Below are 23,484 nucleotides of genomic sequence, written 5' to 3'. Positions count from 1 at the left end.
GTGCTCGCACTCCTCATGAGATGTCCATGGATTCAGGCGGCCCCTGATCCGCGGGACCACCGCTATGACGGTCGCGGCGGCGAAGAGGTGACCGCCCGGGCCTGAGAATTCGTGTGATCCGGCTCACATCAAGGGCGCGGAGCCGACGCCCGAAGCGGCGATTCCATTGACATTCCGTTATTCGGCGTCACCCACAGCACGAATAAGACCGAGCGCGAATAGGCCATTACTCAATGCCACGCGCGGGCGGAAATCCGGTGCCGCGCATTCCCGCCGCATCTGGAAAGATCGAATCAGCGAAGGGAGGCTCAAGGTGGCTTTGGCAAATGTCGGCATACGGCGATTACTGGCGGACACCGGAGAACCGCGCGAATGGGTTTCGCCCCGTACGGACCTCGTCACGGCGCTCCTGGGGGTGTGGTTCGGCATCGGGCTGATGATCGACGCCTGGGCGCACACCAACCTCGCCGAGCTGGAGACGTTCTTCACCCCCTGGCACGCGGCCTTCTACTCGGGTTTCGCGGCCGTCTCCGGCTGGATCATCTGGCAGGTGTGGCGCAACGTGCGGGCCGGCCGGCAGGGCGTGGCGGCGGTGCCCAAGGGCTATCTGGCGGGGCTCGTCGCGATTCCGGGATTCGCCGCGTTCGGCTTCGCCGACATGATGTGGCACACCCTCCTCGGCATCGAGCAGTCCATCGACATCCTGTTCAGCCCGTCGCACCTGGGGCTGGTCACGACGATGCTGCTCATCATCACCACGCCGCTCCGCTCCGCGTGGAACGCCCCGGACGTGGGCGCCGCCCCGTCGCTCGGCCGCCTGGTGCCGGCGCTGGTCGGGCTGGCGTTCGCGACCACGCTGGTGTCGCTGTTCCTGTCGTACGGCGACGCCCTGCAGTGGCGTCCCATGGGCATCGTCGAGGCGTTCTCCCGCCTGGACGGCCCGAGCGCCGACCGGCTGGCCACCGCGATGGCCCTCACCAACGTCGTGCTGCTGGCCCCCGTGCTGCTCATGGTGCGCCGGTGGCGGCTGCCGTTCGGGAGCGTGACCATCATGTACGCGGTGGCGGTGCTCATGCCGGGCGCGCAGACGGCGTTCGAGAACCTCCCCGTCCTGCTGGCGGTCGTGGCCGCGGGACTCGTGAGCGATCTGCTGATCCTGTGGCTGCGCCCGTCCGGGGAGCGGCGGACCGCCTACTGGGCGTTCGCCGGGTTGTCGGGCTTCGCCACGTGGTCGTTGTACATCGGGGTCGCCTCGGCGACCGGCGGCGGGCTGCCCGCCGTGCCGGAGCTGTGGACCGGCGCGCCGATCGTGGCCGGGCTGATCGGGCTCGTGCTCGGCGCGCTGTTCCTGCCCAACGCGACCGTTCCGTCCAACGCGACCGCCCCATCGACCCCGGCCCCTCAGCCCGACGTGACCGCCCCATCCGGCACGACCGCTCCGTCCGACGCGGCCGCTCCGTCCGACGCGGCCGTGCCGGAGCCCGTAGACAGGGCATGATCCGGCTCCTGTGCCTGGTCGCCGTGCTGGTGCTGGCATGCGCGTCCCCGGCCGCGGCGCACAACGTCTCGGCCGGGGCGGACCTGCGGATCGCCCAGACGATCGCGGGCACGGAGCTCACGGTGGTGATCAAAGGGACGGCGCGGGTCCCCGGGCCGCTGCGGATCGGGGTCATCGCCTTCCAGCCGGTCGCCGGCCTGCCGGTCGAGCTCAAGGTGCGGTCGGTAGAGGACGGCCGCACGGTCACGGGCGTGGCCAGGGCCGCAACCCGCGACCCGCGGTACACGGAGCTGAGGGTGGAGCGGACCGGGCCGCACGAGCTCACGCTGCGGGCCGGTGGCGAGGTCGCCGTGGTGCCGTTCCGCGTGCTCGTGGAGCACGGGTCCGGGGCGGAGTTCCTGATCTACGGCGGGTTCTTCGTGGCGGGGCTGCTGCTGGTGGGCGGGCTGCTCACCGGGGCGCTGTCCCGGCCGGGCCGCGCCGTGCTGCTGGGCGGCGGCGCCGCGGCCGGGGTGACGGTGGCCGTCATGGTCATCGTGTTCGAGCCGATGGTGCCCGCGGGGCCGCCCGACGGCGCGCCGCCCGTCGTGACGACTCAGGCGGGAGGGCGGCCGTTCGTGCAGGCGCGGATGGAGACGGTGCCGGAGCGGCCGGCCGCGGGAGAGGAGTTCACGTTGCGGGTCGATCTCGTCGACGGGTCCACGGGGCGGCCGGTGGACGACCTCGCGATCCACCACGAGGCGCTCGCCCACGTGATCGTCACCAGCGAGGACGGGCGGTACTTCCGCCACGTGCATCCGCTGCGCACCGCTCCCGGGCGGCTGGAGGTCCGGCTTCGGGCGGATCGGGCGGGGGCGTACGTGGCGCATGCCGAGCTGGAACGGGAGGACTCCGGCGGGCAACTGCTCATGGGCCGGTTCAGCGTCGGCGGCCAGGGGCCGGAAAGCTCGGGCGAGGGGTCGCGGGCCGCCGAGGACGGCGAAGACGGGCCGGGGGCAGATGCCGGCGACGGCTCCGGCGCTCAGCCGGACGCCGCCGGTGGGGGCGGTGCGGCGCCGCGGTTGCAGCCTGCCGTTCCCGTCGCGGGCCGGCCGGCGACGGTCGAGCTGGACGCCCCGGGGAGCGTGCGGCCGTGGCTGGGCATGGGCGGGCACCTGATCGTCCGCAGCCGGGACGGGTCCTTCCTGGGCCACGTGCACGAGATGGGCTCCGGCGGGTCCCGGCTGCGCTTCACGTTCACCTTCCCCCAGGGCGGACGGTATCTGGCCTGGGCCCAGTACGCCGTGGACGACCGGATCGTCACCGTCCCGTTCACGGTCGACGTCACCGCGTCGGAGAGCCCGCGATGAGGCGGATCGTGATCGCCGTCGCCCTCGTCGCCGCCGCGGCGGTGATCTTCATCGTGGGCCGGGGCCTGGGCGCCGAGCCGCTCCGGGTGAGCAGCACGGGCGCCCGCTACGCCGTCACCGTCGTCGTCGACAGGCCGACGACCGGCCGCGTCTCCGTCGAGGTGCAGGTGACCTCGGGTGACGCGGACACCGTGGCCGTGTCGGCGGTGATGCCGGACATGGGGCACTCCACGCCCGAGCTCACCGCCCGCGAGACGGCGCCGGGCCGCTTCGTCGCCGACGGCGAGCTGTTCCCCATGAGCGGGGCGTGGGAGGTGTCGATCCGGCTGGACGGTCCCGCGGGCGAGGAAGTGCTGACCGTCAACGCGCTGGTCACCGGATAGGGACGCTTCGCAAAACCCTGAAGCGTAGCGGAAAGTGCACCCGCCCCCCGCTAACCTGCCCTTTCATGACGTACGGCCCCTCTCAACCACAGTTCAACGCCCCGACTCCCCCGCCCGTGGTGATCGACGTCGGCCGCGACGCCAAGGTGAAGGCGCTGATCGGCGGCTCGGTCGCGGGCGTCATCGGGATCATGACGCTCTACTGGTCCTTCACGGGCCAGGTGACGGGCGGCTCGGACGGCATGGTGCCCGGCGTGGTCTTCGGGCTGATCTTCCTGTCCATCGGCCTGCTGCCGGTCATCGCCTGGCGCAAGCTGAACCGGCCCCGCCACCTCGTCTTCGACGCCTTCGGCGTGCGCTGGGACGACCCGCGGGGCAAGCCGTGGGCGGTGGCGTGGGCCGAACTGTCCGGGGTGGGCATCTCGCGCACCAAGCAGCGCCGCGTCCAGCTCGCCGACTACATCATGCGCAGGATCATGGTCCGGCTCGACCTCTTCCCCGCCGACCCGGGCTTCCGGGCCCGCCACCCGGACATGGAGCACCTGTGGGAGTTCCACACGGTCAAGAACGGCTACCGGCTGCCGCTCGGCTCGAACCCCAAGTACATCCCGGTCATCGAGCAGGCGATGCGGCGGTTCCGGCCGCAGGCGTACCTGGGCATCAAGGACGAGGGCTTCGTCGTCGGGCTGGTCTGACCGTTGATCACCGGTTTCGGTAGATTCTCCGTGACGGCTCGGCCTGCCCATCCGGAGGACGTTCGTGACCATTCCTGAGCTGACCGACGTGCACGCGGCGTGGCTGCCGCCGGAGGCGTTCCGGGCGATCGGCTCGCGCCAGGTCCTCGTGGGCGGCGAGGGGACGCTCGCCGAGACCGTGCACGACGAGGTCGCGCACGCCTGCGCCCGGCACGGCGGCAGTGTGCGGCGGGACGGCGACGGCCCGTTCGACCTCGTGCTGGCGTTGTCGGCCGTGGAGCGGCTGCCGGCCGGCGCGGCGGCGATCAGGGACGAGGCCGGCCGAGCCGGCGCGGAGGGGTACGTGCTCGCCCGGCGCGACGGCGTCACGGTGGTGCTCGCCGACGACCCCGCCGGGCTGCTCTACGGCTTCTACCACGTGATGCGGCTGGGTGAGGCGGCGTTCGAGGGCGAGCGGCCGGCGGAGCGGCACCGGCCCGCGAACGGGCGGCGCATGCTCGACCACTGGGACAACATCGACGTGCACCCGGTGATGGGCCAGGTCGAACGCGGCTACGCGGGCGGTTCGATCTTCTGGCATGACGGCGTCCTGCGCGAGGACCTCGCGCGCGTGCGGGCCTACGGGCGGTTGCTGGCCGCGTGCGGGATCAACGCGGTCGCGATCAACAACGTCAACGTGCACGCCAGCGAGGCGCGCCTGCTGACCGACCGGCTCGACGAGGTCGCCGCGATCGCCGCCGAGCTGCGCCCGTACGGGATCCGTGTGCACCTGTCGGTCACGTTCGCCTCCCCCATCGTGCTCGGCGGGCTGCCGACCGCCGACCCGCTGGACGAGGACGTGCGCCGGTGGTGGGCCGAGGCCACCGAGCGCGTGTACGGGACGATTCCGGACTTCGGCGGTTACATGGTGAAGGCCGACTCCGAGGGGCAGCCGGGCCCGTTCGCGTACGGGCGCACCCACGCCGACGGCGCCAACCTGCTCGCCGACGCCCTCGCCCCGCACGGCGGGGTCGTGCACTGGCGGGCCTTCGTCTACAACCACCGGCAGGACTGGCGCGACCGCTCGACCGACCGCGCCCGCGCCGCCCACGACCATTTCGCCCCGCTCGACGGGCAGTTCCGCGACAACGCGATCCTGCAGGTCAAGTACGGTCCCATGGACTTCCAGCCGCGGGAGCCGGTCTCGCCGGTCATCATGGCGATGGACCACACGAACGTGGCGGTGGAGTTCCAGGTGACGCAGGAGTACACCGGCCAGCAGAAGCACGTGTGCTACCTGGCCCCGATGTGGAGCGAGGTGCTCGGCTTCAAGCCGTGGGGCCCGGAGGACGGGTCGAGCGTGGCGACGAGGGCGGCCAGGGGCGGCCTGGTCGCGGTCTCCAACGTCGGCGACGACCCTTTCTGGACCGGCCACCCGCTCGCGCAGGCCAACCTGTACGCCTTCGGCCGCCTGGCCTGGGACCCGTGGCTGACCCCCGCCGACATCCTCGACGAGTGGATCGGCCTCACGTTCCCGCCGGGCCCGGAGCCGCTGCGGCGCGCCCTGCACGCGATGATGGACGGCTCCTGGCGGACCTACGAGCGCTACACCGCGCCGCTCGGCGTCGGCTTCATGGTCCGCCCCGGGCACCATTACGGCCCCGACGTGGACGGCTACGAGTACACGCCGTGGGGCACGTACCACTTCGCCGACCGGGACGGCGTCGGCGTGGACCGCACCCGCGCCACCGGGACGGGCTTCACCGGCCAGTATCCGCGGCCGTGGTCGGACGTCTACGAGTCCCTGGAGCGGTGCCCCGACGAGCTGCTGCTGTTCTTCCACCACGTCCCGTACGGGCACGTGCTGCACAGCGGCTCGACCGTCATCCAGCACATCTACGACACCCATTTCGCCGGGGTCGAGGAGGTGGCCGAGATGCGGGCGCACTGGGACAAGCTCGAGGGGTCGGTGGACCCGGCGCTGCACGGCCGGGTGCGGGAGCTGCTCGACGAGCAGCTCCGCTGCGCCGAGGAGTGGCGCGACCAGATCAACGCCTATTTCTTCCGCAAGTCGGGGGTGCCGGACGCCCACGGCCGGCACATCCCCTGATTCAGACGGTGAACCTTTCGGTCACCTCGGCGATCAGCGGGCGGCTGTTCCACAGCAGCGCCGCCGCGAACGCCGAGGCCAGGAGCGCCGGCAGCAGCTCGGTGGCGAGCAGCGTGGCGCCGCCCGCCACGACGAGCAGGGAGGCGTTGGCCAGGGTGACCTTGGGCGAGCGCATGAGGAAGTACGAGGCCAGCCGGGCCACGTCCACCGCCCGGAACTCGAACAACGACGTGATCACCAGCGCGTTGGCCACCCACACGATCGCCGCCGCCGCGACGAGCACCAGCAGCACCGCCCACCACCCCGGCACTCCGGCGGCCGCGAAGTTCGCCAGATTGGTCCCGATGACGGCCACCCCGGCCAGCCACGGCGCCCAGATCTTCAGCACCCCGCCCGCGTTGGCCCTGTAGCCGCGCCAGAACGCCGCCGCCGGGCGCAGGTCCGTCAGGTCGGTGCTGCGCCGGCCCAGCGCGTAGAGCGCGGCGGACAGGGCGGGGCCGAGCGGCAGCGCACAGAGGGCCGCCAGCGGCACGTTGCTCGCGTCGCTGCCGAGCAGGGTCAGCGCGACGAGGCCGGGCGCGGCCGTGACCAGGAACAGGCCCTCGACCACCAGCAGGGTGTAGATCAGCGCGGCGGCGCGCGAGAGCGGCCCCTCACCGAACCGCCGCCGCGCCGCCACCTCAGGCACCTCGCTCATCGGTCATCCTTCCCCGGCCCGGGCGGCCGTCTGCCATGGGCCTGGCCCGTCCGCGTCGATCAGCCGTGTTCCTTCTTGAACCGCTCGTAGGCGGTGGTGACCAGGTTGATGTAGGAGGTCATGTTCTTGGCCTCCAGCTCCTTGACGTAGGCGTCCCATTCGCTCAGGTCGCGCTCGCCGAGGATGAACTTGAGCGTGTTCTGCTGGACGTGGTCCTTCAGCGGCGTCTCCCACAGCGCGGCCTGCTCGCGCTCCTCGTCGGTGAACGGGTGCGGCGGCTCGACGGGCCACGGCTTCCTGGCGTTCATCACCTTCTGGAATGCCAGCTCCTCCTCGGAGAAGGTGGAGTGCAGCAGCTTGGTGGTGCCGCCGTAGGTGAACACGCCGTTGTGGAAGCCGAAGTCCTTCTGCAGGTGCTTGGGCGCCCCGGGGTTGAGGCCGACGAAGTCGACGTCCTCGGCGAGCTTGTAGGCGCCGGAGGCGTCCTTGGTGAACGTGGTCCCCTCGACGCCCCACTTGGCGAACTCCTGGCCCTGGTCGGAGTACCAGAGCCAGTCGATGAACTGCATCATGGCCACGAAGTTCTTGTTCTCCAGGGCCTTCTTGGAGATCATGACGCCGTTCTCGGTGCGGACGCCGATCTTGTACTCCCCGATCGGGCCCAGCGGCACCGGAATCTTGACGATCTTGGCGCCGGGGACGAGCTTGCTCAGCTGGGTCCGGTGGTCGTTGATCAGCGTCTGCGCGTTGGCGCTGATGACGAACGACTTGCCGGAGTTGAACTTCTGCTTGGCCTGCTCGTCCTGCTGCGTGAAGCTCTCCGGGTCGAGCAGCTTCTCCTTCACCAGCTTGTGCAGGTACTCGATCATCTGCTTGTACCCGGGCATGGCGCCGGTGTAGACGAACTTCCCGGCCGCGGAGTCCCAGGTCGCGTGCTGGTACTCCCACCCGCCCTTGGCGCCGTACGCCTGGGCGACGATTTTGAGCAGGTTGCCTCCCGGCGTGGGGACGCCCCACCGGTCGGTCATGGGATAGAGGTCGGGGTACTCGGCCTTCAACGCCTTGAGAACGGTGTACAGCTCGTCCCAGGTCTTGGGGATCTCCAGATTGTGCTTCTCCAGGATGTCGGTCCTGACCGCGAGGGAGTAGTCCACCCAGATGTCCTCGTGAAGCCCGGGCAGCAGGTAGAAGCGGCCGTCGGACTGCCGGAACGTGTTCAGCTCCGGCTCCAGGCGCCACTTGGCGACCTTGTCCTTGAAGTTCGGCATCAGGTCGAGGTAGTCGCTGACCGGCAGGATGGCGCCGGAGGCCACGAAGGCCTCCTCAGCCGGATGGTACGTCTTCGGGATGATGAGCGGGGCCTGACCGGAGCCCACCAGCAGGCCGCGCTTCTTCTCGTAGTCGCTGAGCGGCACCGCGACCGGCTTGAGGGTGACGTTGGTGCGCTTGGTCAGCTCCTGCCAGAACAGCCAGTCGTTCTTGAGCGGGTAGAACGGGTGGTTGTTGTAGAGGACGTCGAAGGAGATCGGCTCGGTGGCCTTGAACTGCTGGCCGACGCCGAAGCTCGCCATCGCGCCCGCCTTGTTCCCTGACACGTCGGCGGTCTTCTTTGCGGTCTCGCCCTCGCCGCAGCCGGCGAGGACGAAGGTGAACGCACCCAAGCCGACAAGCGCCTGACGTCGTGAGATCTCTCGCATGGGGGGATTCCTTCGGTTGACGGGGACGGCTAGCCCTTGACCGCGCCGAGCATGACTCCGGAGACGAAGTACCTCTGGACGAAGGGGTAGACCGCCAGGATGGGCAGGACGGTGAGGAGGATCGTCACCGACTGGATGTTGGAGGCCACCTGCGACGCCTCACCTATCACCGCGCCGGCGTTCTCCGCGCCGGTGGCGCCCGCGATGATGTTGCGCAGGTAGACGGTCACCGGGAACAGCTCCTGCTCGTTCAGGTAGAGGAAGGCCGTGAACCACGAGTTCCAGAACGAGACCGCGTAGAAGAGCAGCATCGTGGCGATGACCGCTTTCGACAGCGGCAGCACCACCCGCCAGAGGATGCCGTAGGTGCTGAGGCCGTCGATGGCGGCGGCCTCCTCCAGCTCCTGCGGCAGGTTCTCGAAGAACGTCTTCATGACCAGCAGGTTGAAGACGCTGATGGCGTTGGGCAGCACGACGGCCCAGATGGTGTTCGTCATCCCGAGGCTGTTGACCAGCACGTAGTTGGGGATCAGGCCGCCGGAGAAGATCATGGTGAAGACGGCCACCCAGATGAGGAACGTGCGGCCCTTGAGGTGCTTCTTGGACAGCACGTACGCGTAGCAGGTCGTCAGCACCATGGCGATGGCCGTGGCCACGACCGTGTAGACCACCGTGTTGCGGTAGTTCGTCCAGAACATCGGGTCCGCCGTCACGACTTCGTAGGTCCTGAGGCTGAACCCGCGCGGAAGGAGGTTGACCTGCCCGGTGACGATGTAGCGCTCTTCGCTGAACGAGCGGGCGATGATGTTGACGAACGGATACAGCGTCACGATCACGACGCCGGTCAGGATGACGGCGTTGATCCCTTGGAACACGCGGTAGCCGCGGCTCCTGGCCATCGTCACCATATGCTGGTCCCTACTGTGCGGCGGGAGATCAGGTTCGCCGACACGATCAGCACCACCCCGATCAGCGCCTCGAACAGGCCGATCGCGGCGGCGTAGCTGAGGTTGCTCGACTCGAAGCCCATGCGGTACAGGTACGTGGAGATCACGTCGGCCGTCGGGTACGTCAGCGGGTTGTACAGCAGCAGGACCTTCTCGAAGCCCACGGCCATGAACGTGCCGACGTTGAGGATCAGCAGCGTGACCGCCGTCGGGCGGATGCCCGGCAGGGTGACGTGCCAGATCTGCCGCCACCGGTTGGCGCCGTCGATGCGGGCCGCGTCGTAGAGCTGCTCGTCGATGGTCGTCAGCGCGGCCAGGTAGAGGATCGTCCCCCAGCCGACGGTCTGCCAGACCTCCGACGAGACGAAGATCGTGCGGAACCACTCCGGCTTCTGCATGAACGGGACGGGGTCTTCGCCGACGGCCTTCAGCATCTGGTTGATGGGGCCGTCGATGGCCGTCATCTGCATGACGATGCCGGCCACGATGACCATCGACAGGAAGTGCGGCAGGTACGACACCGACTGCAGGAACCGCTTGATGCGCTGGTTGCGCACCTCGTTGAGCAGCAGCGCCAGCGCGATCGGCAGCGGGAAGGTGAACAGCAGGGTCAGCGCGCCGAGGATGAGCGTGTTGGTGAACACGTTCCAGAACGTGGGGTCGCTGAGGAACATCCGCACGTACCGCAGGCCCGCCCAGGACTCGCCGAAGATGCTGCCGCCCGGCTCGTACCGGCGGAAGGCGATCACGTTTCCGATCATCGGGACGTACCGGAAGATCAGGAAGAACAGCAGCGGCAGGATCGCCAGCGAATACAGCCGCCAGTCGCGGCGGAGCGCGTGCCACCACGTGTCCGGCTTGGCGCGCCTCCGCCGGCCGGCGTCGGGCCGGGCGGGGCGCGCGTCCCGCGGTGGACCGTCCAGGGTCGTGCTCATCGCGCCCGTTTTCATGGCCTCACTCCGAGAGGCGGGCTCGGTGGTCATATGCCGCCGCCTTCCTCCGGTGTGACGGCGACCGCCGCCAGCAGCTTCCTGTCGTGGCCGACCTCGCGCTCGGCGCCGGTCAGCCGCAGCGGCAGGACCGCCGCGGTGTCGGCGCTGGAGCGCCCGAAGCGCAGCTCGACGTCGCCGGGCTCGACGATGCGCCGGCCGCGCACCCCCGTGAACGACGTGAGGTCGGCCGGGACCGTGAACGACACGCGCGCGGCCCGCCCCACCTCCAGCGGCACGCGGGCGTAGCCGACCAGCCGCACCACCGGCCTGGTCGTCTGCGCCACCGGGTCGTGCAGGTACAGCTGCACGACCTCGGCGCCGGGGCGCGACCCGGTGTTGCGCACCGTGATCTCGACGGTCGTCTCGCCGTCGACCGGCCACTCGGCCGGCCCGCGCACGCCCGCGTCGCTCCACTCGAACGTCGTGTAACCGAGCCCGTGCCCGAACGGGAACGCGGGCGTCGGGTCCACGGACGAGACCTCCGAGCGGCGTCCCAGCGGCGGCGACAGGTACGTCGAGGGCAGCGCGCCGGCGTCGCGCGGCACGCTGACCGGCAGCCGCCCGGACGGATTGACCGCGCCGGTGAGCACCTCGGCGAGGGCCTGGCCGCCGAGCTGCCCGGGGAAGAATCCGTAGACGACGGCCGCGGCCGCGTCGGTCTCCGGGCCGAGCGCGTACGGGCGTCCCGCGAGCAGCACCAGCACCACGGGGGTGCCGGTGGCGAGCACGGCCCGCACCAGCTCGCCCTGGACGCCCGGGAGGTCCAGGTCGACGGCGTCGCAGCCCTCCCCCGAGGTGCCGCGCCCGAACAGGCCGGCGCGGTCGCCGACGGCGAGCACGCACACGTCGGCCTCGGCCGCGGCGGCGACCGCCGCCGGGATGCCGGAGGTGTCGTCGCCGGTGATGGCGCAGCCCGGCACGTACGTCAGGCCGGGGACGAGCTCGGCCAGGGCCTCGCGCAGCGACGGGATCTCGACCCCCAGCCCTTGCTCCGGATGCGGGCCGACGTGCGCGGGGAAGGTGTAGCAACCGAGCATGGCCATCGGGTCGTCGGCGACCGGGCCGACGAGCGCGACGCGCCGCCCGGGCGCCAGCGGCAGCACGCCGCCGGCGTTGCGGAGCAGGACGATGGACTCGCGGGCCAGGCGCAGGGTGATGTCGCGGCCGGTCTCGTCGTCCAGGCGGAGCCCGTCGGGGTCCTCCGGAAGCGGCCGCCAGCCGGCGTCGAGGAGGCCCTGCTCGGCCTTCTGCGCCAGCACCCGCCGCAGGGCGCGGTCGATGAGCGCCTCGTCGACCTCACCGGCCTTCACCGCCTCGATCAGCGAAGCGCCGAAGGTGTCGACGGTCGGCAGTTCGACGTCGATCCCGGCCCGCAGGGCCAGCCCGGCCGCCTGCCCTCCGTCCGCGGCCACGCCGTGCAGGCGCTCCAGGAAGCGGATGGCGAAGTAGTCGGAGACGACCGTGCCGGTGAATCCCCACTCCTCGCGCAGCAGCCCGGTCAGCAGGCCCTCGTCGGCGGCCGGAGGGACGCCGTCGATCTCGGCGTAGGAGTTCATCACCGACCGGGCGCCGCCGAGCCGCAGCGCCATCTCGAACGGCGGCAGCACGGTGTCGGCCAGCTCCCTGCGGCCCATCGGCACGGGGGCGTGGTTGCGGCCGCCCCGGGAGGCGGCGTACCCGGCGAAGTGCTTCAGCGTGGCGACGATCCCGGCGCCCTCGAGGCCGCGCACGTACGCCGCGCCGACGGTCCCGACCAGGTACGGGTCCTCGCCGATGGTCTCCTCGGTGCGGCCCCACCGGTAGTCCCTGGTGACGTCGAGAACCGGGGCGAGACCCTGGTGAACGCCCGCCGCGCGCAGCGACCGGCCGACCTGCCCGGCCATCTCCTCGACCAGTTCGGGGTCGAAGGCGGCGCCCCAGCTCAGCGGCGCGGGATAGACGGTCGCCCGCCAGGCGGCGAAGCCGGTCAGGCACTCCTCGTGGACCTGGGCCGGGATCCCGAACCTGCTGGCCGCCACGATCTCCGCCTGGGACGCGGCCAGCGAGCGGGCGCCGGCGACGGGATCGACCGGGGCGGTCCCGAACGGGCGGGTCAGCTGCCCCAGGCCGTTGCCGATGACCGCGTCCCACTGCACGGTGTCCATGTCGTGCTGGTGCGGCGCGACGCCTCCCCCTGAGGCGTCGGCGCCGACCCAGACGCCGACCAGCTGGGCGACCTTCTCCTCCAGCGTCATGAGCGGGACGAGCGCCGCGGCTCGCTCTTCGGGCGACAGCCGGGTGTCCTGCCACGGCGGGCTCTCGCCGGACGCGGCACTAGTGTCGATTGGTCCTTGACCCCTCATGCCAACCTTTCGGCCGATGATGTAACCGAAACTTTCGAGAAGATCCGTTAATATTGCGGCAACTTAGGGGTCGCATTGAATCGTGTCAAGAGGGGTGTTGAGTGCCAAGTTGCTGACCTAGTTGTGACGTTAGCCCGGGTCACAGGGCTCGATCAAGGTGCGGCCACGACGGCAAATTGCCGGAAAATTTCGGAAAATTCAGCAAGTCGGACGCCACTGACAAGGTGCCGGTCAGACCCGCTTCCGGGGGCGCGACGACCCGCCCGATGCCGGTCGACCACCCTCACGAGGAGTCGGCACACGCCGCGCGCTCGTCGCCCCCGCGACCGCGGCCACCAAGCGCGGCGCATCCGGCCCGCCCGGTCCGGGCCGGACACTTCGCCGGCCGTCGGGCGAATCGCCGGCTCCGCCTAAGGAGCCTGATCGGGGTGACACCCATCGGTGCCGGCGCCTGTTTCAGCGGCGGTCCCTCGGCCAGCTGGGCGCGCGGCGTGGGGGCTCGGCTTGTTAGGCAAGCCGTTACTTGCATATTGTGTGTTCTGGCGCAGCCGGCTCGACGCCCTGGAACAACGGCTGGAGGAGAACCCATGATTCACGGAACCCTGGAAACGATCGACGGTCGCCCGGCGCTGCGCTTCGAGCGCACGCTCGCCTACCCGGTCGAGCGCGTGTGGCGCGCTGTCAGCGTGCCCGCAGAGCTCGAGCGCTGGTTTCCCGCAGCCGCCGACTGGACCCCGGCGGCGGGCGAGACGTTCGAGGCCGCCGGCGCGACCGGCGAGGTGACCGAGGCCGACCCGCCCCATCGCCTGGCCTGGACCTTTGCCGGCCAGCTGTACAGCTTCGACCTGGCCGCTCACGAGGACGGCTGCCGCCTGGTCTTCACCCACGTCATCGACGACCGCGACCTCGCAGCGCAGACCGCTACCGGCTGGGAGACCTACTTCTCGCGGCTCGAGCCCCATCTCGCCGGCGAGTACCTCTCCGAAGAGGTGGCACACGAGACGTGGGAGGAAATCCACGAACGCTACGTCGAGCGTTTCGGGGTCGACCCGGGCCCGGGCCGGCGCTTCGCGGCGCAGCTGCGTGCCCGCCCATGACGCCGGTCTCCGCGTCCACCACGTCCTGCCGCCGACGCCGCGCCCGGCACGCCGATCGACAGCAGACCCCGGCGCGTAGGACCCCCTCGTCCCACTGAGTGCCGGCCGAGCACGCCTGGCTCAGGTCGCCGGCCTCTCGTAGTCGAACCAGTCGAAGCCGGCGCTGCCCTCCGTGACGTACATGCCGATCACCCGTCCGGTGAAGCCGGTGGCGACCTCCGTGGACAGGTAGCGGCCGTCGAGCTGGGCCAGCAGGACGCCGCCGGCGGAGAAGGAGAGGGTGTCCGGGCCCCGGCCGGACACCCCGAGCGGTTCGGTGACCGGCCCGGTCGCGGTCGGCGGCAGGACGTCGTGGGTGCGGACGTCGATGGCCAGGGTGAGCGGACCGGGCGGGACCGCCCGCTCGGCCACGCACTGGCGCAGCGGCCCGATCCTGGCGATCACCCGTACGCGCCCGTCGCTCACCTCCAGGTCGTAGTGGTGGGCCTCGTCCATGCGCACCGACAGCCCCGCCCGGCCCGAGCCGGGGTCCAGGCGGGTGGTGACGCGGCAGTCGTGGTGCTGCTGGCGGCGGCCGACGAAGGTGTGGCCGGGACGGTCGAGGGTGGGGCCGGTGGCGTGCAGGGTCAGCCAGCCGGGGCGCTCGGTCAGCGACCAGCAGTCGTCGGGGCGGCTTCGCGGTGAGATCCAGTACGGCGCCAGGGCCTCGGCGTCGAAGTCGTCGCGGGCCGGTGTCTCGGGGAGCGGGTGCCAGGCGGCGGGCGCGCAGTGGCGTTCCTCGACGGGTCCGGCGACGGGCCAGCCGTCCTCCCACCGTACGGGGATGAGGAAGGTCTCCCGGCCGAGGACCTGGAACTCCGGGGTGAAGCCGCGGGGCCGGGTGCCGAGCAGCACCATCCACCAGCTGCCGTCGGCGGCCTGGACGAGGTCCGCGTGGCCGGTGCTCTGGACGGGCCGGTCGGTGCCGCGGTGGGTGAGGATCGGGTTGACCGGCCCCGGCTCGTACGGGCCGCGCGGCGAGCGGGCACGGGCGATGGAGACGGCGTGGCCGCGCTCGGTGCCGCCCTCCGACATGAGCAGGTACCACCAGCCGTCCACCCGGTACAGGTGGGGTGCTTCCGGATATTTCCCGCCGGTGCCCGACCAGATGGGGTACGGACCCTCGAGCACCTTGCCCTCCGCCGGGTCGATCCGCGCCACCTGATTGCCGGAGGTGGTGCACCAGCAGGAGCCTTCCTCGTCCCACGCCAGGTCGGGGTCGATGCCGGGCAGGTCGATCCAGATGGGGTCCGACCAGGGACCTTCGGGCCGGTCGGCGGTGACGAGGAACGTGCCGCGCCCACTCACGTTCGTCGTGACGAGATGGAACCGGCCGTCGTGATGCCGGATGGTCGGCGCGTAGACGCCGCCCGAGGCGGTCGTCTCGGCGGGCAGGTGCAGTTGCGAGGGCCGGTCGAGCGCGTTGCCGATCTGCCGCCAGTGCACCAGGTCGCGGCTGTGGAAGATAGGCACGCCGGGGAAGTACTCGAAACTGGAGCAGGCCAGGTAGTAGTCCTCGCCGACGCGGCACACGCTCGGGTCGGGATGGAACCCGCCGATCACGGGATTGTCGTACATGCGCACGGCGAGGGGCGTCCCTTCGGCAAGCTCGTCAGAAACTTTCGGATGAAATTCCGATCGTTAGTTCGCGACTCTAAGCATCCCCCGAGAAGCACGTCAAGGATCTTCAGCGTGGACGCCGAAACAGTCCTGGGTGGCCGCGAAACCCGGAGGCTAGACTGCCGGTCATGACGAGGCCCCTGACGATCGCGCAGCTCGCCGAGCTGGCGGGGGTCTCCACGGCGACGGTCTCCAAGGTGGTGAACGGCAGGGCCGAGGTCGCGCCGGAGACCCGCGCCGCCGTCGAGAGCCTCATCCGCCGGCACGGCTACCGGCGGCAGAAGCGGCGGGTCAGCCCGTCCGCCCTGGTCGAGCTCGTCTTCCACGCGCTCGAGGGCGACTACCCGATCGAGATCATCAAGGGTGTCGGGCAGGTGGCGCGCGAGCATCAGCTGGCCGTGGTGCTGTCGGAGCTGCAGCACCGGCACGTCCCCGGCCAGGGCTGGATCGAGGGCGTGCTGAGCCGCCGCCCGACCGGCGTCATCGCGGTGTTCTCCGGCCTGACCGAAGAGCAGCGCGACCAGCTCGACGCCCGCGACATCCCGCTCGTGCTGCTCGACCCGAGCGGCGACCCCGGCCACCGGCTCCCCTCGGTCGGCGCCAGCAACTGGAGCGGCGGGCTGTCGGCCACCCGCTACCTGCTGGACCTCGGTCACCGGCGGATCGCCATCGTCACCGGGCCGGACTTCGCGCTGTCCAGCCGGGCCCGCCTCGACGGCTACCGCGCCGCGCTCGACCGGGCCGGGGTGCCCATCGACCCGGAGCTGATCTGCGAGGGCGACTTCCTGGCCGGGGGCGGCCTGGCGCAGGCCCACCGGCTGCTGCGGCTGCCCGACCGGCCGACCGCCATCTTCGCCGCCAACGACGAGCAGGCCATGGGCGTCTACCAGGCGGCGTACGACCTGGGCCTGCGCATCCCCGACGACCTGAGCGTGATCGGCTTCGACGACCTGCCGGCGATCCGCCGGGCCATCCCGCCGCTGACCACGATCCGCCAGCCGCTCACCGAGATGGCGGCCGCGGCCGCCACCATGCTGGTGACGCTGGCCCGCGGCGAGCCGCTGCAGCAGAGCCGGCTCGAGCTCGGCACGGACCTGGTGATCCGGGGCAGCACGGCCCCTCCGAAGGCCTGAAACTTTCGGCATCGGAGCCGACCGCGCCGTGTAGCCTCGGCGAGCCCGATGATCAGACTGGTTGACGGTTACTCTGCCGCACACTTCGATCATGAGGTCCTGACCCCTGCGGAGCATGTCCTCGTCGAGCACCGGGTGATGGGCTGAGGTCAACGTGCCGGCCGAGGCCCCGGCCGGCACGTTGACGGCGCGGGTCAGCCGCAGTGTTCGAAGGGACTGTCGTACGTGGCGGTCCCTGCCTTGCCGCCCCACCTGACGCACTTGTCCGCGGCGGCCGCGCGGACCGGCCCGGCGTAGTACGCGAAGTTGCCGCTGTCGGTCACCCGGGGCTTGCCCTTGACCTCCAGGTACGCGCTGACGGCGCTGGCCTGGCCGACCGACGTCTTCTTGATCGTGGTCGCGCAGTTGTTGCCGTTGGCGGAGTTGTACAGCAGGTAGGCGGTGCCCGCCGAGCCGAGGGGGGCCGAGTCGATCACCTTGTAGCCGCTGCCGCACACCTCCTCGGGCGTGTGCGGGTTGGGGGTGCCGCCGCTGCCGCCGGTCACGTACTGCATGAACTTGGTCCAGTTCCAGTGCGGGCCGGGGTCGGTGTGGTCGGTCCCGGGGACGGCGTGGTGGCCGACGATGTGGGTGCGGTCCTTCGGGATGCCGTACCGGTCGGCGATGTTGCGGGTCAGCGCGGCCGAGGCCCGGTACATCGCGTCGGTGAACCACGTGGCGTTGTTCACGTAGCCCTCGTGCTCGATGCCGACCGAGCGCCGGTTGTAGCTGCCGGCGTGGAAGGCGCGGTCCTTCTCCCTGACCATCTGGGTGATGGCGCCGTCGGAGGAGCGGATCACGTAGTGGGCCGAGGTCGGGTTCGGCCTGGGACCGTTCTGGAACCAGGAGATCGTCCCGGCGTACGAGCCCTGCGTCACGTGGATGACGATGCGGTCGATCTTGTCACCGGCCGGGCGGTTGGAGACCGCGTAGTTGCTGCTGTGCGCGGGCACCCACGTGGCGCCGGGGTAGTCGGTCTTCGCGGCGAACGTGTTGGGCGCGTCCAGGTCCTTGGCGTCGGCGTACGGGCCGCGCTCCGGCTCCACGGCGCGGGGCGGCACCGTGACGGTCTCGCCGTCAGGGGTGGTGGCGCGCACGCCCTCGGCCATCAGGTCGTAGACGGAGTCGGCGTACAGGCGGGCCACGTCGGCCGAGGAGGCGTTGCCGTACTTGGCGACCGCCTGGTACCACTTCGCCGGGTCCTTGCGGCCGGCCGCGGTCACCCCCAGGTCGTCGGCGAGGGCGCGCAGCACGGCGGCGCCGCCCGCGATGTTCGCCGCGTCGTCGGTCTTCAGCTTCGCGACGTCCTGGCCGGTCAGCTTGGCCGCCTGTTCCAGCGTGCGCGTCTTCGGGTTGCTGACCAGGTGCATCACGCCGTAGCCGCCGCTCATGCTGGGCTCGCCGTCGTGCCCGTCCAGGTGGGTCTCGGCGTAGGCGAGCGACACCAGCAGGTCGCGGGGCACCTCGTACGTGGCCGCCGCGCGGGCGAACGCGTCGGCCATGGGATCGGCCGTCGCGGCCGCCTGTCCCATGAACAGCGGCAAGGGGATCAGCGCGCCAGCCAGGAGCACGGCTGACCGGCGGAATCGGGGGTGCACAGATGTCTCCTCGGAAGGTCGGTACGCGAAAGAGGGAGCGGCCGCCGGTCACAGGAGGGGGACGGCGGCCGCTCCGGCCTGAAGGGGGTCAGTCGCAGTGTTCGAAGGGGCTGTTGTACGTGGCGGTCCCTGCCTTGCCGCCCCACTTGACGCACTTGCCGGCCGCCGCGGCACGCACCGGGCCCGCGTAGTAGGTGAAGTTCCCGCTGTCGGTCACCCGGGGCTTGCCCTTGACCTCCAGGTACGCGCTGGTGGCGCTGGCCGTGCCGAGCGACGTCTTCTTGATCGTGGTCACGCAGTTCTGGCCGTTGGCGGAGTTGAAGAGCAGGTAGGCGGTGCCCGCAGAGCCGAGCGCGGCGGAGTCGATCACCTTGTAGCCGCTGCCGCACACCTTCTCGGGCGTGTGCGGATTCGTCCCGCCGCCACCGCCGCCGCAGGAGTTCTTCGAGGTCAGCGTCTGGATCGGGTAGCCGAAGGTGACGCCGTTGAAGACGGCCTTGCGGATGTTGCCCGGGTAGCCGGTGCCCTGGCGGACCTCGTAGTGCAGGTGCGCGCTCATCCCGCTGTTGCTGGGTTTGGTCGTCTTGCCGAGCGTCCCGATCTTCTGGCCCTGCGAGACGCGGGCGCCCGCGGCGACGGAGCGGCTGTTCAGGTGCGCGTAGAACGTCTGCCAGCCACCCCCGTGGTCGATCTTGACCAGGTTGCCGAAGCCGTTCGCGGAGCCCTGGTGGGCCGAGATGACCACGGTGCCGGCCGCGGCCGCGACGACGGTGTCGCCCAGGTCGGCGTCCGGCGAGTTGCCCCGGTTGAAGTCGATCTCGTGGGCCCGGTGGGCGCTGCTCGCGCTGGAGTTGCCCGTCCAGCGCTGACCGCACGGGAAGGGAAGCTGGAAGCGCGGCGCCGCCAGGGTCGAGACCGGCGGGACGTCGACCATGTTCGGGGGATCGTCCGGGTGCGCCGTGGGAGACGGCGTCGGAGTGGCCGTCGCCGTGGGGGACGGCGTCGGAGTGGCCCCAGCCGTCACGATCGATCCCGCCGAGGCGGCCTGGCCCGACATGAGCCCCGCCAGCAGGAAAAACCCAACCGTAAGCACCCCTCTGGGTCTCATACGGATCCTTTCTGGATCTTACGAAGCGCTCTTGCTGGGGACCCAGATTGGGAGTACGGCATACAAAGAACATCCAAAATCGATATAAAGGCTCAGCCCGCTTGAACGACGACCCAACGAATTGCGGCAACCCCGAAAGCGGAGGAGTAGGTGCGTTCGTAGTGGCTGACCTGCCGAATTTCGGCATTCTCGGGCCTTTGCTGGTCCGGACGCCGGAACACAAGGTCCGCATCGCCGGCAAGAAACCCAGGCTGTTGCTGGCCTCACTGCTGCTCGAGGCGAACCAGGTGGTCGGCTCGGACGTGCTCATCGAGGTGCTGTGGCCGGCGAACCCGCCGTCGTCGGCCGTGGCGAACCTGCGGACGTACGTGAGCGCCCTGCGCGGCGCCGTGGGCGAGGCCGGGGCCACGATCGTGGCGCAGCCGTCCGGGTACGCGGTGGAGCTGCGGGCCGAGCAGCTCGACGCGCTGCTGTTCGAGGACCTGGTGGCCAGGGCGCGGGCGGCGGCCGGCACCGAGGAGGCGGCCGTGCACCTGCGCGGGGCGCTGGCGCTGTGGCGCGGCAACCCGCTGGGCGACCTGCCCGGCAGCCCGGTGTGGGACGGCCGGCTGCGCTCGCTCGCCCAAGCCCGGCTCGGGGCCGCCGAGGAGCTGGTGGCGGCGAAGCTGGCCTGTGAGGAGTACACGGCGGCGATCGAGGACCTGCGGGAGCTGATCGGGGAGCATCCCTACCGGGAGGATCTGTGGCAGCGGCTGATCCTCGCGCTGCACCGGAGCGGGCGGCGGGCCGAGGCGCTGCACGCGTACACGACGATCCGGCGGCAGCTGGTGGACGACCTCGGCATCGAGCCGGGCCAGGACCTGCGCGACGCCCACGCCGCCGTCCTGTCCGACGACTTCCCCCCGACCCCGGCGCCGCCGACGCCCCCCTCCCGGCTCGCCCCGCCCACCGGCGCTGCCCCCGCGCCTCCCCCGGGCACCGCTGACGCGCCTGCCCACACCGCCGTCCCGGGTGCGCTCTCCCTCGGCGGGAGTTCGCCCGCCGTGGTCCCGGGAACGCTGTCCCCCGGCGTGGAGTCCCCGGCAGTTGCGCCGGCTGCGCACTCCCTGGGCATGGAGTCGTCGCCCGTCGTCCCGATGGCGCTCCCCCTGGGCGTGGGATCGCCTGCCACCGACCCCGGCGCGAGCACGCCGGGCGCTCCCTCCCCCGGTGCGGGCGCTCCCCCGGCCGGTCTGCCGGCGATCCTCACGCACGGCATGCCGGTGCCGCATCAGTTACCCGCCGACGTGCCGGACTTCACCGGCAGGGGGAGGGCGGTCGCCGACCTCATCCAGGCCCTCTCCCCCGAGACGCGGGAGGCGGACGGTCCGCCGTCGATCGCCGTGGTCGTGGGGCCGCCCGGGGTCGGCAAGTCGGCGCTGGCCGTGCACTGCGCGCACGCCGTACGCGCCGGCTACCCCGAAGGACAGCTGTACCTGTGCCTGGACGGCACCGACAGCACCCCCGCCGACCCCGCCGACCTGCTCGCCCAGGCGTTGCGGGCGCTCGGGGTGGCCGAGGCGGCCCTTCCCTCCTCGGTGCACGAGCGGGCCACGTTGTACCGTTCGCTCCTCGCCGAACGCCCCATGCTCGTCCTCCTCGACGACGCCGCCGACGCCGCCCAGGTACGGCCCCTGCTGCCGGGCAGCGGCTGCGCGGTCCTGGTCACCAGCCGCCGCCGCATCACCGAGCTCCCCGGCGCCCTCCTGCTCGAGCTGGACGTGCTGTCCCCGGCGGAGGGCGTGGAGCTGCTGGGCAGGATCGCCGGCGCCGACCGGGTGTCCGCGGAGCGGGAGGCCGCGCGGGCCATCCTGGAGGCGTGCGGCCATCTGCCGCTGGCGGTCAGGGTGGCCGGAGCCCGCCTGGCCGGACGGCCCGGCTGGTCGCTGCGCGAGCTCCAGCGGCGGCTGGCGGACGAGGCGACCAGGCTCGACGAGCTGCGCGCCGGCGACCTGGAGGTACGCGCCTCCTTCGACCTCAGCTACCGCCGTCTGCCCGGCGAGGCGGCCCAGGCCTTCCGCGCGCTGGCGCTGCTCGGCCCGGCATCGGTGCCCGGCTGGGTGGCCGACGCCGTGCTCGACCGGCACCGCGCCGACGCCGTCGTGGACACGCTGGTGGACGTCAGCCTCCTGCGCCTGGTCGGGACCGACCCCCTCGGCCAGCCCCGGTACCGGCTGCACGACCTGGTCCGCTGCACCGCCAGGGAGAAGGGCGGCGGCGCGGCCGAGCGTCAGGCGCTCACCCGGGTACTCGGCGGGTGGATGACGGCCGCCGAGCACGCCACGTCCCGGCTGCCGACCGCGTTGTTCAGCATGACGTCGGAGGCCGCGCCCCGGTGGAGCCTGGAGCGGGAGACCCTCGGCCGCCTGACGGCCGACCCGCTGTCGTGGTTCGACGCCGAGCGGGAGTCGCTGGTGGAGGCGGTGCGGCTGGCGGCCCGCACGGGGCTGGCGCAGTCGGCGTGGGGGCTCGCCGCGACCCTCGTGCCCTACTTCGACCTGCACTGCCGTTTCGACGAGTGGCAGCTCACCCACCGGGTCGCCCTGGACAGCGCCCAGGCGGCGGGCGACCGGCGCGGCGAGGCGGCCATGCTGCGCGGTCTCGCCCAGGTCTGCCTCTACCAGGACCGGTACGCCGAGGCCGACGAGATGCTCCGGCGCGCCCGGGTGATCTTCCGGGAGCTGGGCGACGGGCGCGGCGAGGCGATCTCGATCTGCGGGCTCGGGGCGGTCAACCAGTTCTCCGGCCGGCATCTTCGCGCGCTGGGCTACTTCCGGCACGCGCTGGCCATGTTCCTCGCGATCGGCGATCCCAGCGGGGAGGCGTACGCGCGGCAGGCCATCGGCCGGGTGTACCTGTCGCTGCAGGACCTGCGCCAGGCGTCCCGGTGGCTCGGCGAGGCGCTGCGGCTGGCCGGGGAGCTCGGCGACTCCCACCGCGAGGGATGCGTGTCCATGCAGCTGGGCCGCCTGCACGACCTGGCGGCCGACTCCGACGAGGCGATGCGCTTCCAGGGGCGCGCGCTGGACCTCTTCGAGACCCTCGGCGACCGGCACTGCGGCGCGTACGCCCTGCAGAACCTGGGCGGGCTCCGCGCCGCACGCGGTGACCGGTCACACGGCTCCGCCGAGCTGCAGCGCTCGCTGGCGATCTTCCAGCAGCTCGGCGACCGGAGCGGCGAGGCCGACACGTTCCAGACGCTCGGCGAGCTGTACCGCTCGGCCGGCCGCGCCACGCTCGCCTCGCACTACCTCCACCGCGCCGGCGAGCTGCGCAGGCAGTTGCGCGAGGACGCGGCGCACCGCACGCTCAGCGCGTCATCCTCATGACGATCGGCCGGTGGTCGGACAGGTTGCTGGACAGCACGTCGCCGCCGGTGACGGTGACGCCCCTGGTGAAGACGTAGTCGATGCGGGCGCTGCCGAGGGTGGGCTCGTCGGCGTGCCTGGCGCCGGTGTCCAGCCAGCCGGCCTGGACGAACCATTTGGTCACCGTGTCGGTGGGCTTGGCGTTGAAGTCGCCGGTGAGGATCAGGCCCGTCCGGGTGCCGAAGTAGTCCAGGATCTTCCTGGCCTGCGCCTGCCGCCGCGCGACCGACTCGGCCGACAGGCCGGGAGACAGGTGCGTGGTGAACACCCGGATCGTGGCGCCGCCGCCCAGGTCGAGCCGCACACCGGCCATGGAGCGGTTGACCGGGCAGGTCGCGTAGTCGGTCAGCCGTATCGTCACCCGCTCCACGATCTTGTACTTGGACAGCACGGCGTTGCCCGCCGTGCCCGGCTGCGGGTCGTCGCAGGGCCCCACGTTGTCGCCCGCCCCGAAGTGCGCGTTGTCGCTGATGTGCCAGCCCAGCTCGGCGGCCAGTTGCCTGACCTGGTCGGCGTCCGGCCTGCGGTGGATCTCCTGGAGGGTGACGATGTTGGCGCCGCTGGCGCGGATCACCGCGGCCATGGCCTTGATGTCGGCGCTCTCACCGCGGATGTTCCAGTTGAGGACGACGAGGTTCGCGGCGGCGGAGGCGGGAGGGGCGGCCAGGGCCGCGGCCGCGAGCACGGTCGCCGCCGCGGCCGCCAGGATCCGTCTGATCATTCGCATGCCCGTGGATCTTACAGAGGATCTTGA

General features: G+C 71.5%; 17 protein-coding genes. 8 read left to right on the top strand and 9 right to left on the bottom strand.

All coding sequences use genetic code 11. The features are described 5' to 3' along the window. The first annotated feature begins 313 nt into the window (after positions 1–313). The 5 genes from ID574_RS45795 to ID574_RS45775 all read left to right on the top strand — a co-directional run bounded on the left by ID574_RS45795 (position 314) and on the right by ID574_RS45775 (position 6,014). Positions 314–1,498 carry a hypothetical protein gene (locus tag ID574_RS45795; RefSeq protein WP_223167756.1) on the top strand — a complete coding sequence of 395 codons (1,185 nt, stop codon included), beginning with the start codon at positions 314–316 and terminating at the stop codon, positions 1,496–1,498. Continuing rightward, a complete protein-coding gene (locus ID574_RS45790) occupies positions 1,495–2,847 on the top strand; it encodes a hypothetical protein (protein WP_188195336.1) in 1,353 nt (450 codons plus the stop codon). The genes ID574_RS45795 and ID574_RS45790 overlap by 4 nt, the downstream gene beginning before the upstream one ends. Continuing rightward, on the top strand, positions 2,844–3,230 hold the full coding sequence (locus tag ID574_RS45785) for a FixH family protein (protein WP_188195335.1): 387 nt from the start codon (positions 2,844–2,846) through the stop codon (positions 3,228–3,230). The genes ID574_RS45790 and ID574_RS45785 overlap by 4 nt, the downstream gene beginning before the upstream one ends. 65 nt (positions 3,231–3,295) lie before the next feature. Next, the gene (locus ID574_RS45780; RefSeq protein WP_188195334.1) at positions 3,296–3,925 is read left to right on the top strand and encodes a hypothetical protein; all 630 of its coding nucleotides are present in this window, start codon (positions 3,296–3,298) and stop codon (positions 3,923–3,925) included. Positions 3,926–3,989: 64 nt separating this feature from the next. Further along, the gene (locus ID574_RS45775; protein ID WP_223167755.1) at positions 3,990–6,014 is read left to right on the top strand and encodes an alpha-glucuronidase; all 2,025 of its coding nucleotides are present in this window, start codon (positions 3,990–3,992) and stop codon (positions 6,012–6,014) included. Between the two features lies 1 nt (position 6,015). Here ID574_RS45775 and ID574_RS45770 read toward each other — a convergent pair whose 3' ends face one another. From ID574_RS45770 to ID574_RS45750, 5 genes are read right to left on the bottom strand one after another with little or no spacing between them, the layout of a single operon-like run. Beyond that, a complete protein-coding gene (locus ID574_RS45770) occupies positions 6,016–6,711 on the bottom strand; it encodes a YesL family protein (protein WP_188195333.1) in 696 nt (231 codons plus the stop codon). 59 nt (positions 6,712–6,770) lie between these two features. Continuing rightward, positions 6,771–8,408, bottom strand: coding sequence for an ABC transporter substrate-binding protein (locus ID574_RS45765; RefSeq protein ID WP_188195332.1), 1,638 nt, complete (start codon positions 8,406–8,408; stop codon positions 6,771–6,773). Between the two features lie 29 nt (positions 8,409–8,437). Next, the gene (locus ID574_RS45760) at positions 8,438–9,316 is read right to left on the bottom strand and encodes a carbohydrate ABC transporter permease (RefSeq protein WP_188195331.1); all 879 of its coding nucleotides are present in this window, start codon (positions 9,314–9,316) and stop codon (positions 8,438–8,440) included. Then, entirely contained in the window at positions 9,310–10,290 is a 981-nt protein-coding gene (locus ID574_RS45755) for an ABC transporter permease (protein WP_188195330.1), read from the bottom strand. Before ID574_RS45755 ends, ID574_RS45760 begins: the two co-directional genes overlap by 7 nt. A 44-nt stretch (positions 10,291–10,334) precedes the next feature. Continuing rightward, entirely contained in the window at positions 10,335–12,689 is a 2,355-nt protein-coding gene (locus ID574_RS45750) for a beta-xylosidase/alpha-l-arabinosidase (RefSeq protein WP_188195329.1), read from the bottom strand. Between the two features lie 587 nt (positions 12,690–13,276). Here ID574_RS45750 and ID574_RS45745 point away from each other — a divergent pair. Further along, complete coding sequence (locus ID574_RS45745; protein ID WP_188195328.1) at positions 13,277–13,786, top strand: SRPBCC domain-containing protein; 510 nt, start codon at positions 13,277–13,279, stop codon at positions 13,784–13,786. A 120-nt stretch (positions 13,787–13,906) separates the two neighbouring features. Here the strand turns inward: ID574_RS45745 and ID574_RS45740 are convergent, their stop codons facing one another. Further along, positions 13,907–15,403: a glycoside hydrolase family 43 protein gene (locus tag ID574_RS45740; RefSeq protein WP_188195327.1), complete on the bottom strand. Its 1,497-nt coding sequence runs from the start codon at positions 15,401–15,403 to the stop codon at positions 13,907–13,909. A 170-nt stretch (positions 15,404–15,573) separates the two neighbouring features. Between ID574_RS45740 and ID574_RS45735 the strand changes: the two genes are divergently transcribed. Then, complete coding sequence (locus tag ID574_RS45735; RefSeq protein WP_188195326.1) at positions 15,574–16,578, top strand: LacI family DNA-binding transcriptional regulator; 1,005 nt, start codon at positions 15,574–15,576, stop codon at positions 16,576–16,578. A 194-nt stretch (positions 16,579–16,772) separates the two neighbouring features. Here ID574_RS45735 and ID574_RS45730 read toward each other — a convergent pair whose 3' ends face one another. Both ID574_RS45730 and ID574_RS45725 read right to left on the bottom strand, forming a co-directional pair. Beyond that, a complete protein-coding gene (locus ID574_RS45730) occupies positions 16,773–18,215 on the bottom strand; it encodes an N-acetylmuramoyl-L-alanine amidase (protein ID WP_223167754.1) in 1,443 nt (480 codons plus the stop codon). A gap of 88 nt (positions 18,216–18,303) precedes the next feature. Continuing rightward, positions 18,304–19,323: a M23 family metallopeptidase gene (locus tag ID574_RS45725; protein WP_188195325.1), complete on the bottom strand. Its 1,020-nt coding sequence runs from the start codon at positions 19,321–19,323 to the stop codon at positions 18,304–18,306. Between the two features lie 161 nt (positions 19,324–19,484). Between ID574_RS45725 and ID574_RS45720 the strand changes: the two genes are divergently transcribed. Next, positions 19,485–22,691: an AfsR/SARP family transcriptional regulator gene (locus ID574_RS45720; protein WP_188195324.1), complete on the top strand. Its 3,207-nt coding sequence runs from the start codon at positions 19,485–19,487 to the stop codon at positions 22,689–22,691. Here the strand turns inward: ID574_RS45720 and ID574_RS45715 are convergent. Next, positions 22,672–23,457, bottom strand: coding sequence for an endonuclease/exonuclease/phosphatase family protein (locus tag ID574_RS45715; RefSeq protein WP_188195323.1), 786 nt, complete (start codon positions 23,455–23,457; stop codon positions 22,672–22,674). The genes ID574_RS45720 and ID574_RS45715 overlap by 20 nt on opposite strands. Positions 23,458–23,484 lie beyond the last annotated feature (27 nt).

This window comes from Nonomuraea sp. SYSU D8015 (assembly GCF_008065375.1).
Taxonomy (GTDB): domain Bacteria; phylum Actinomycetota; class Actinomycetes; order Streptosporangiales; family Streptosporangiaceae; genus Nonomuraea.
Note: the sequence above shows the minus strand (reverse complement) of the source record. Positions and strands in the feature narration are given on the sequence as shown.

Coding starts and splice junctions, on each gene's coding strand:
- ID574_RS45790 (WP_188195336.1), top strand. CDS start 1,495: ATGATCCGGCTCCTGTGCCTGGTCGCCGTGCTGGTGCTGGCATGCGCG.
- ID574_RS45765 (WP_188195332.1), bottom strand. CDS start 8,408: ATGCGAGAGATCTCACGACGTCAGGCGCTTGTCGGCTTGGGTGCGTTC.
- ID574_RS45715 (WP_188195323.1), bottom strand. CDS start 23,457: ATGCGAATGATCAGACGGATCCTGGCGGCCGCGGCGGCGACCGTGCTC.
- ID574_RS45770 (WP_188195333.1), bottom strand. CDS start 6,711: ATGAGCGAGGTGCCTGAGGTGGCGGCGCGGCGGCGGTTCGGTGAGGGG.
- ID574_RS45760 (WP_188195331.1), bottom strand. CDS start 9,316: ATGGTGACGATGGCCAGGAGCCGCGGCTACCGCGTGTTCCAAGGGATC.
- ID574_RS45750 (WP_188195329.1), bottom strand. CDS start 12,689: ATGAGGGGTCAAGGACCAATCGACACTAGTGCCGCGTCCGGCGAGAGC.
- ID574_RS45785 (WP_188195335.1), top strand. CDS start 2,844: ATGAGGCGGATCGTGATCGCCGTCGCCCTCGTCGCCGCCGCGGCGGTG.
- ID574_RS45755 (WP_188195330.1), bottom strand. CDS start 10,290: ATGAGCACGACCCTGGACGGTCCACCGCGGGACGCGCGCCCCGCCCGG.
- ID574_RS45740 (WP_188195327.1), bottom strand. CDS start 15,403: ATGTACGACAATCCCGTGATCGGCGGGTTCCATCCCGACCCGAGCGTG.
- ID574_RS45745 (WP_188195328.1), top strand. CDS start 13,277: ATGATTCACGGAACCCTGGAAACGATCGACGGTCGCCCGGCGCTGCGC.
- ID574_RS45735 (WP_188195326.1), top strand. CDS start 15,574: ATGACGAGGCCCCTGACGATCGCGCAGCTCGCCGAGCTGGCGGGGGTC.
- ID574_RS45725 (WP_188195325.1), bottom strand. CDS start 19,323: ATGAGACCCAGAGGGGTGCTTACGGTTGGGTTTTTCCTGCTGGCGGGG.
- ID574_RS45780 (WP_188195334.1), top strand. CDS start 3,296: ATGACGTACGGCCCCTCTCAACCACAGTTCAACGCCCCGACTCCCCCG.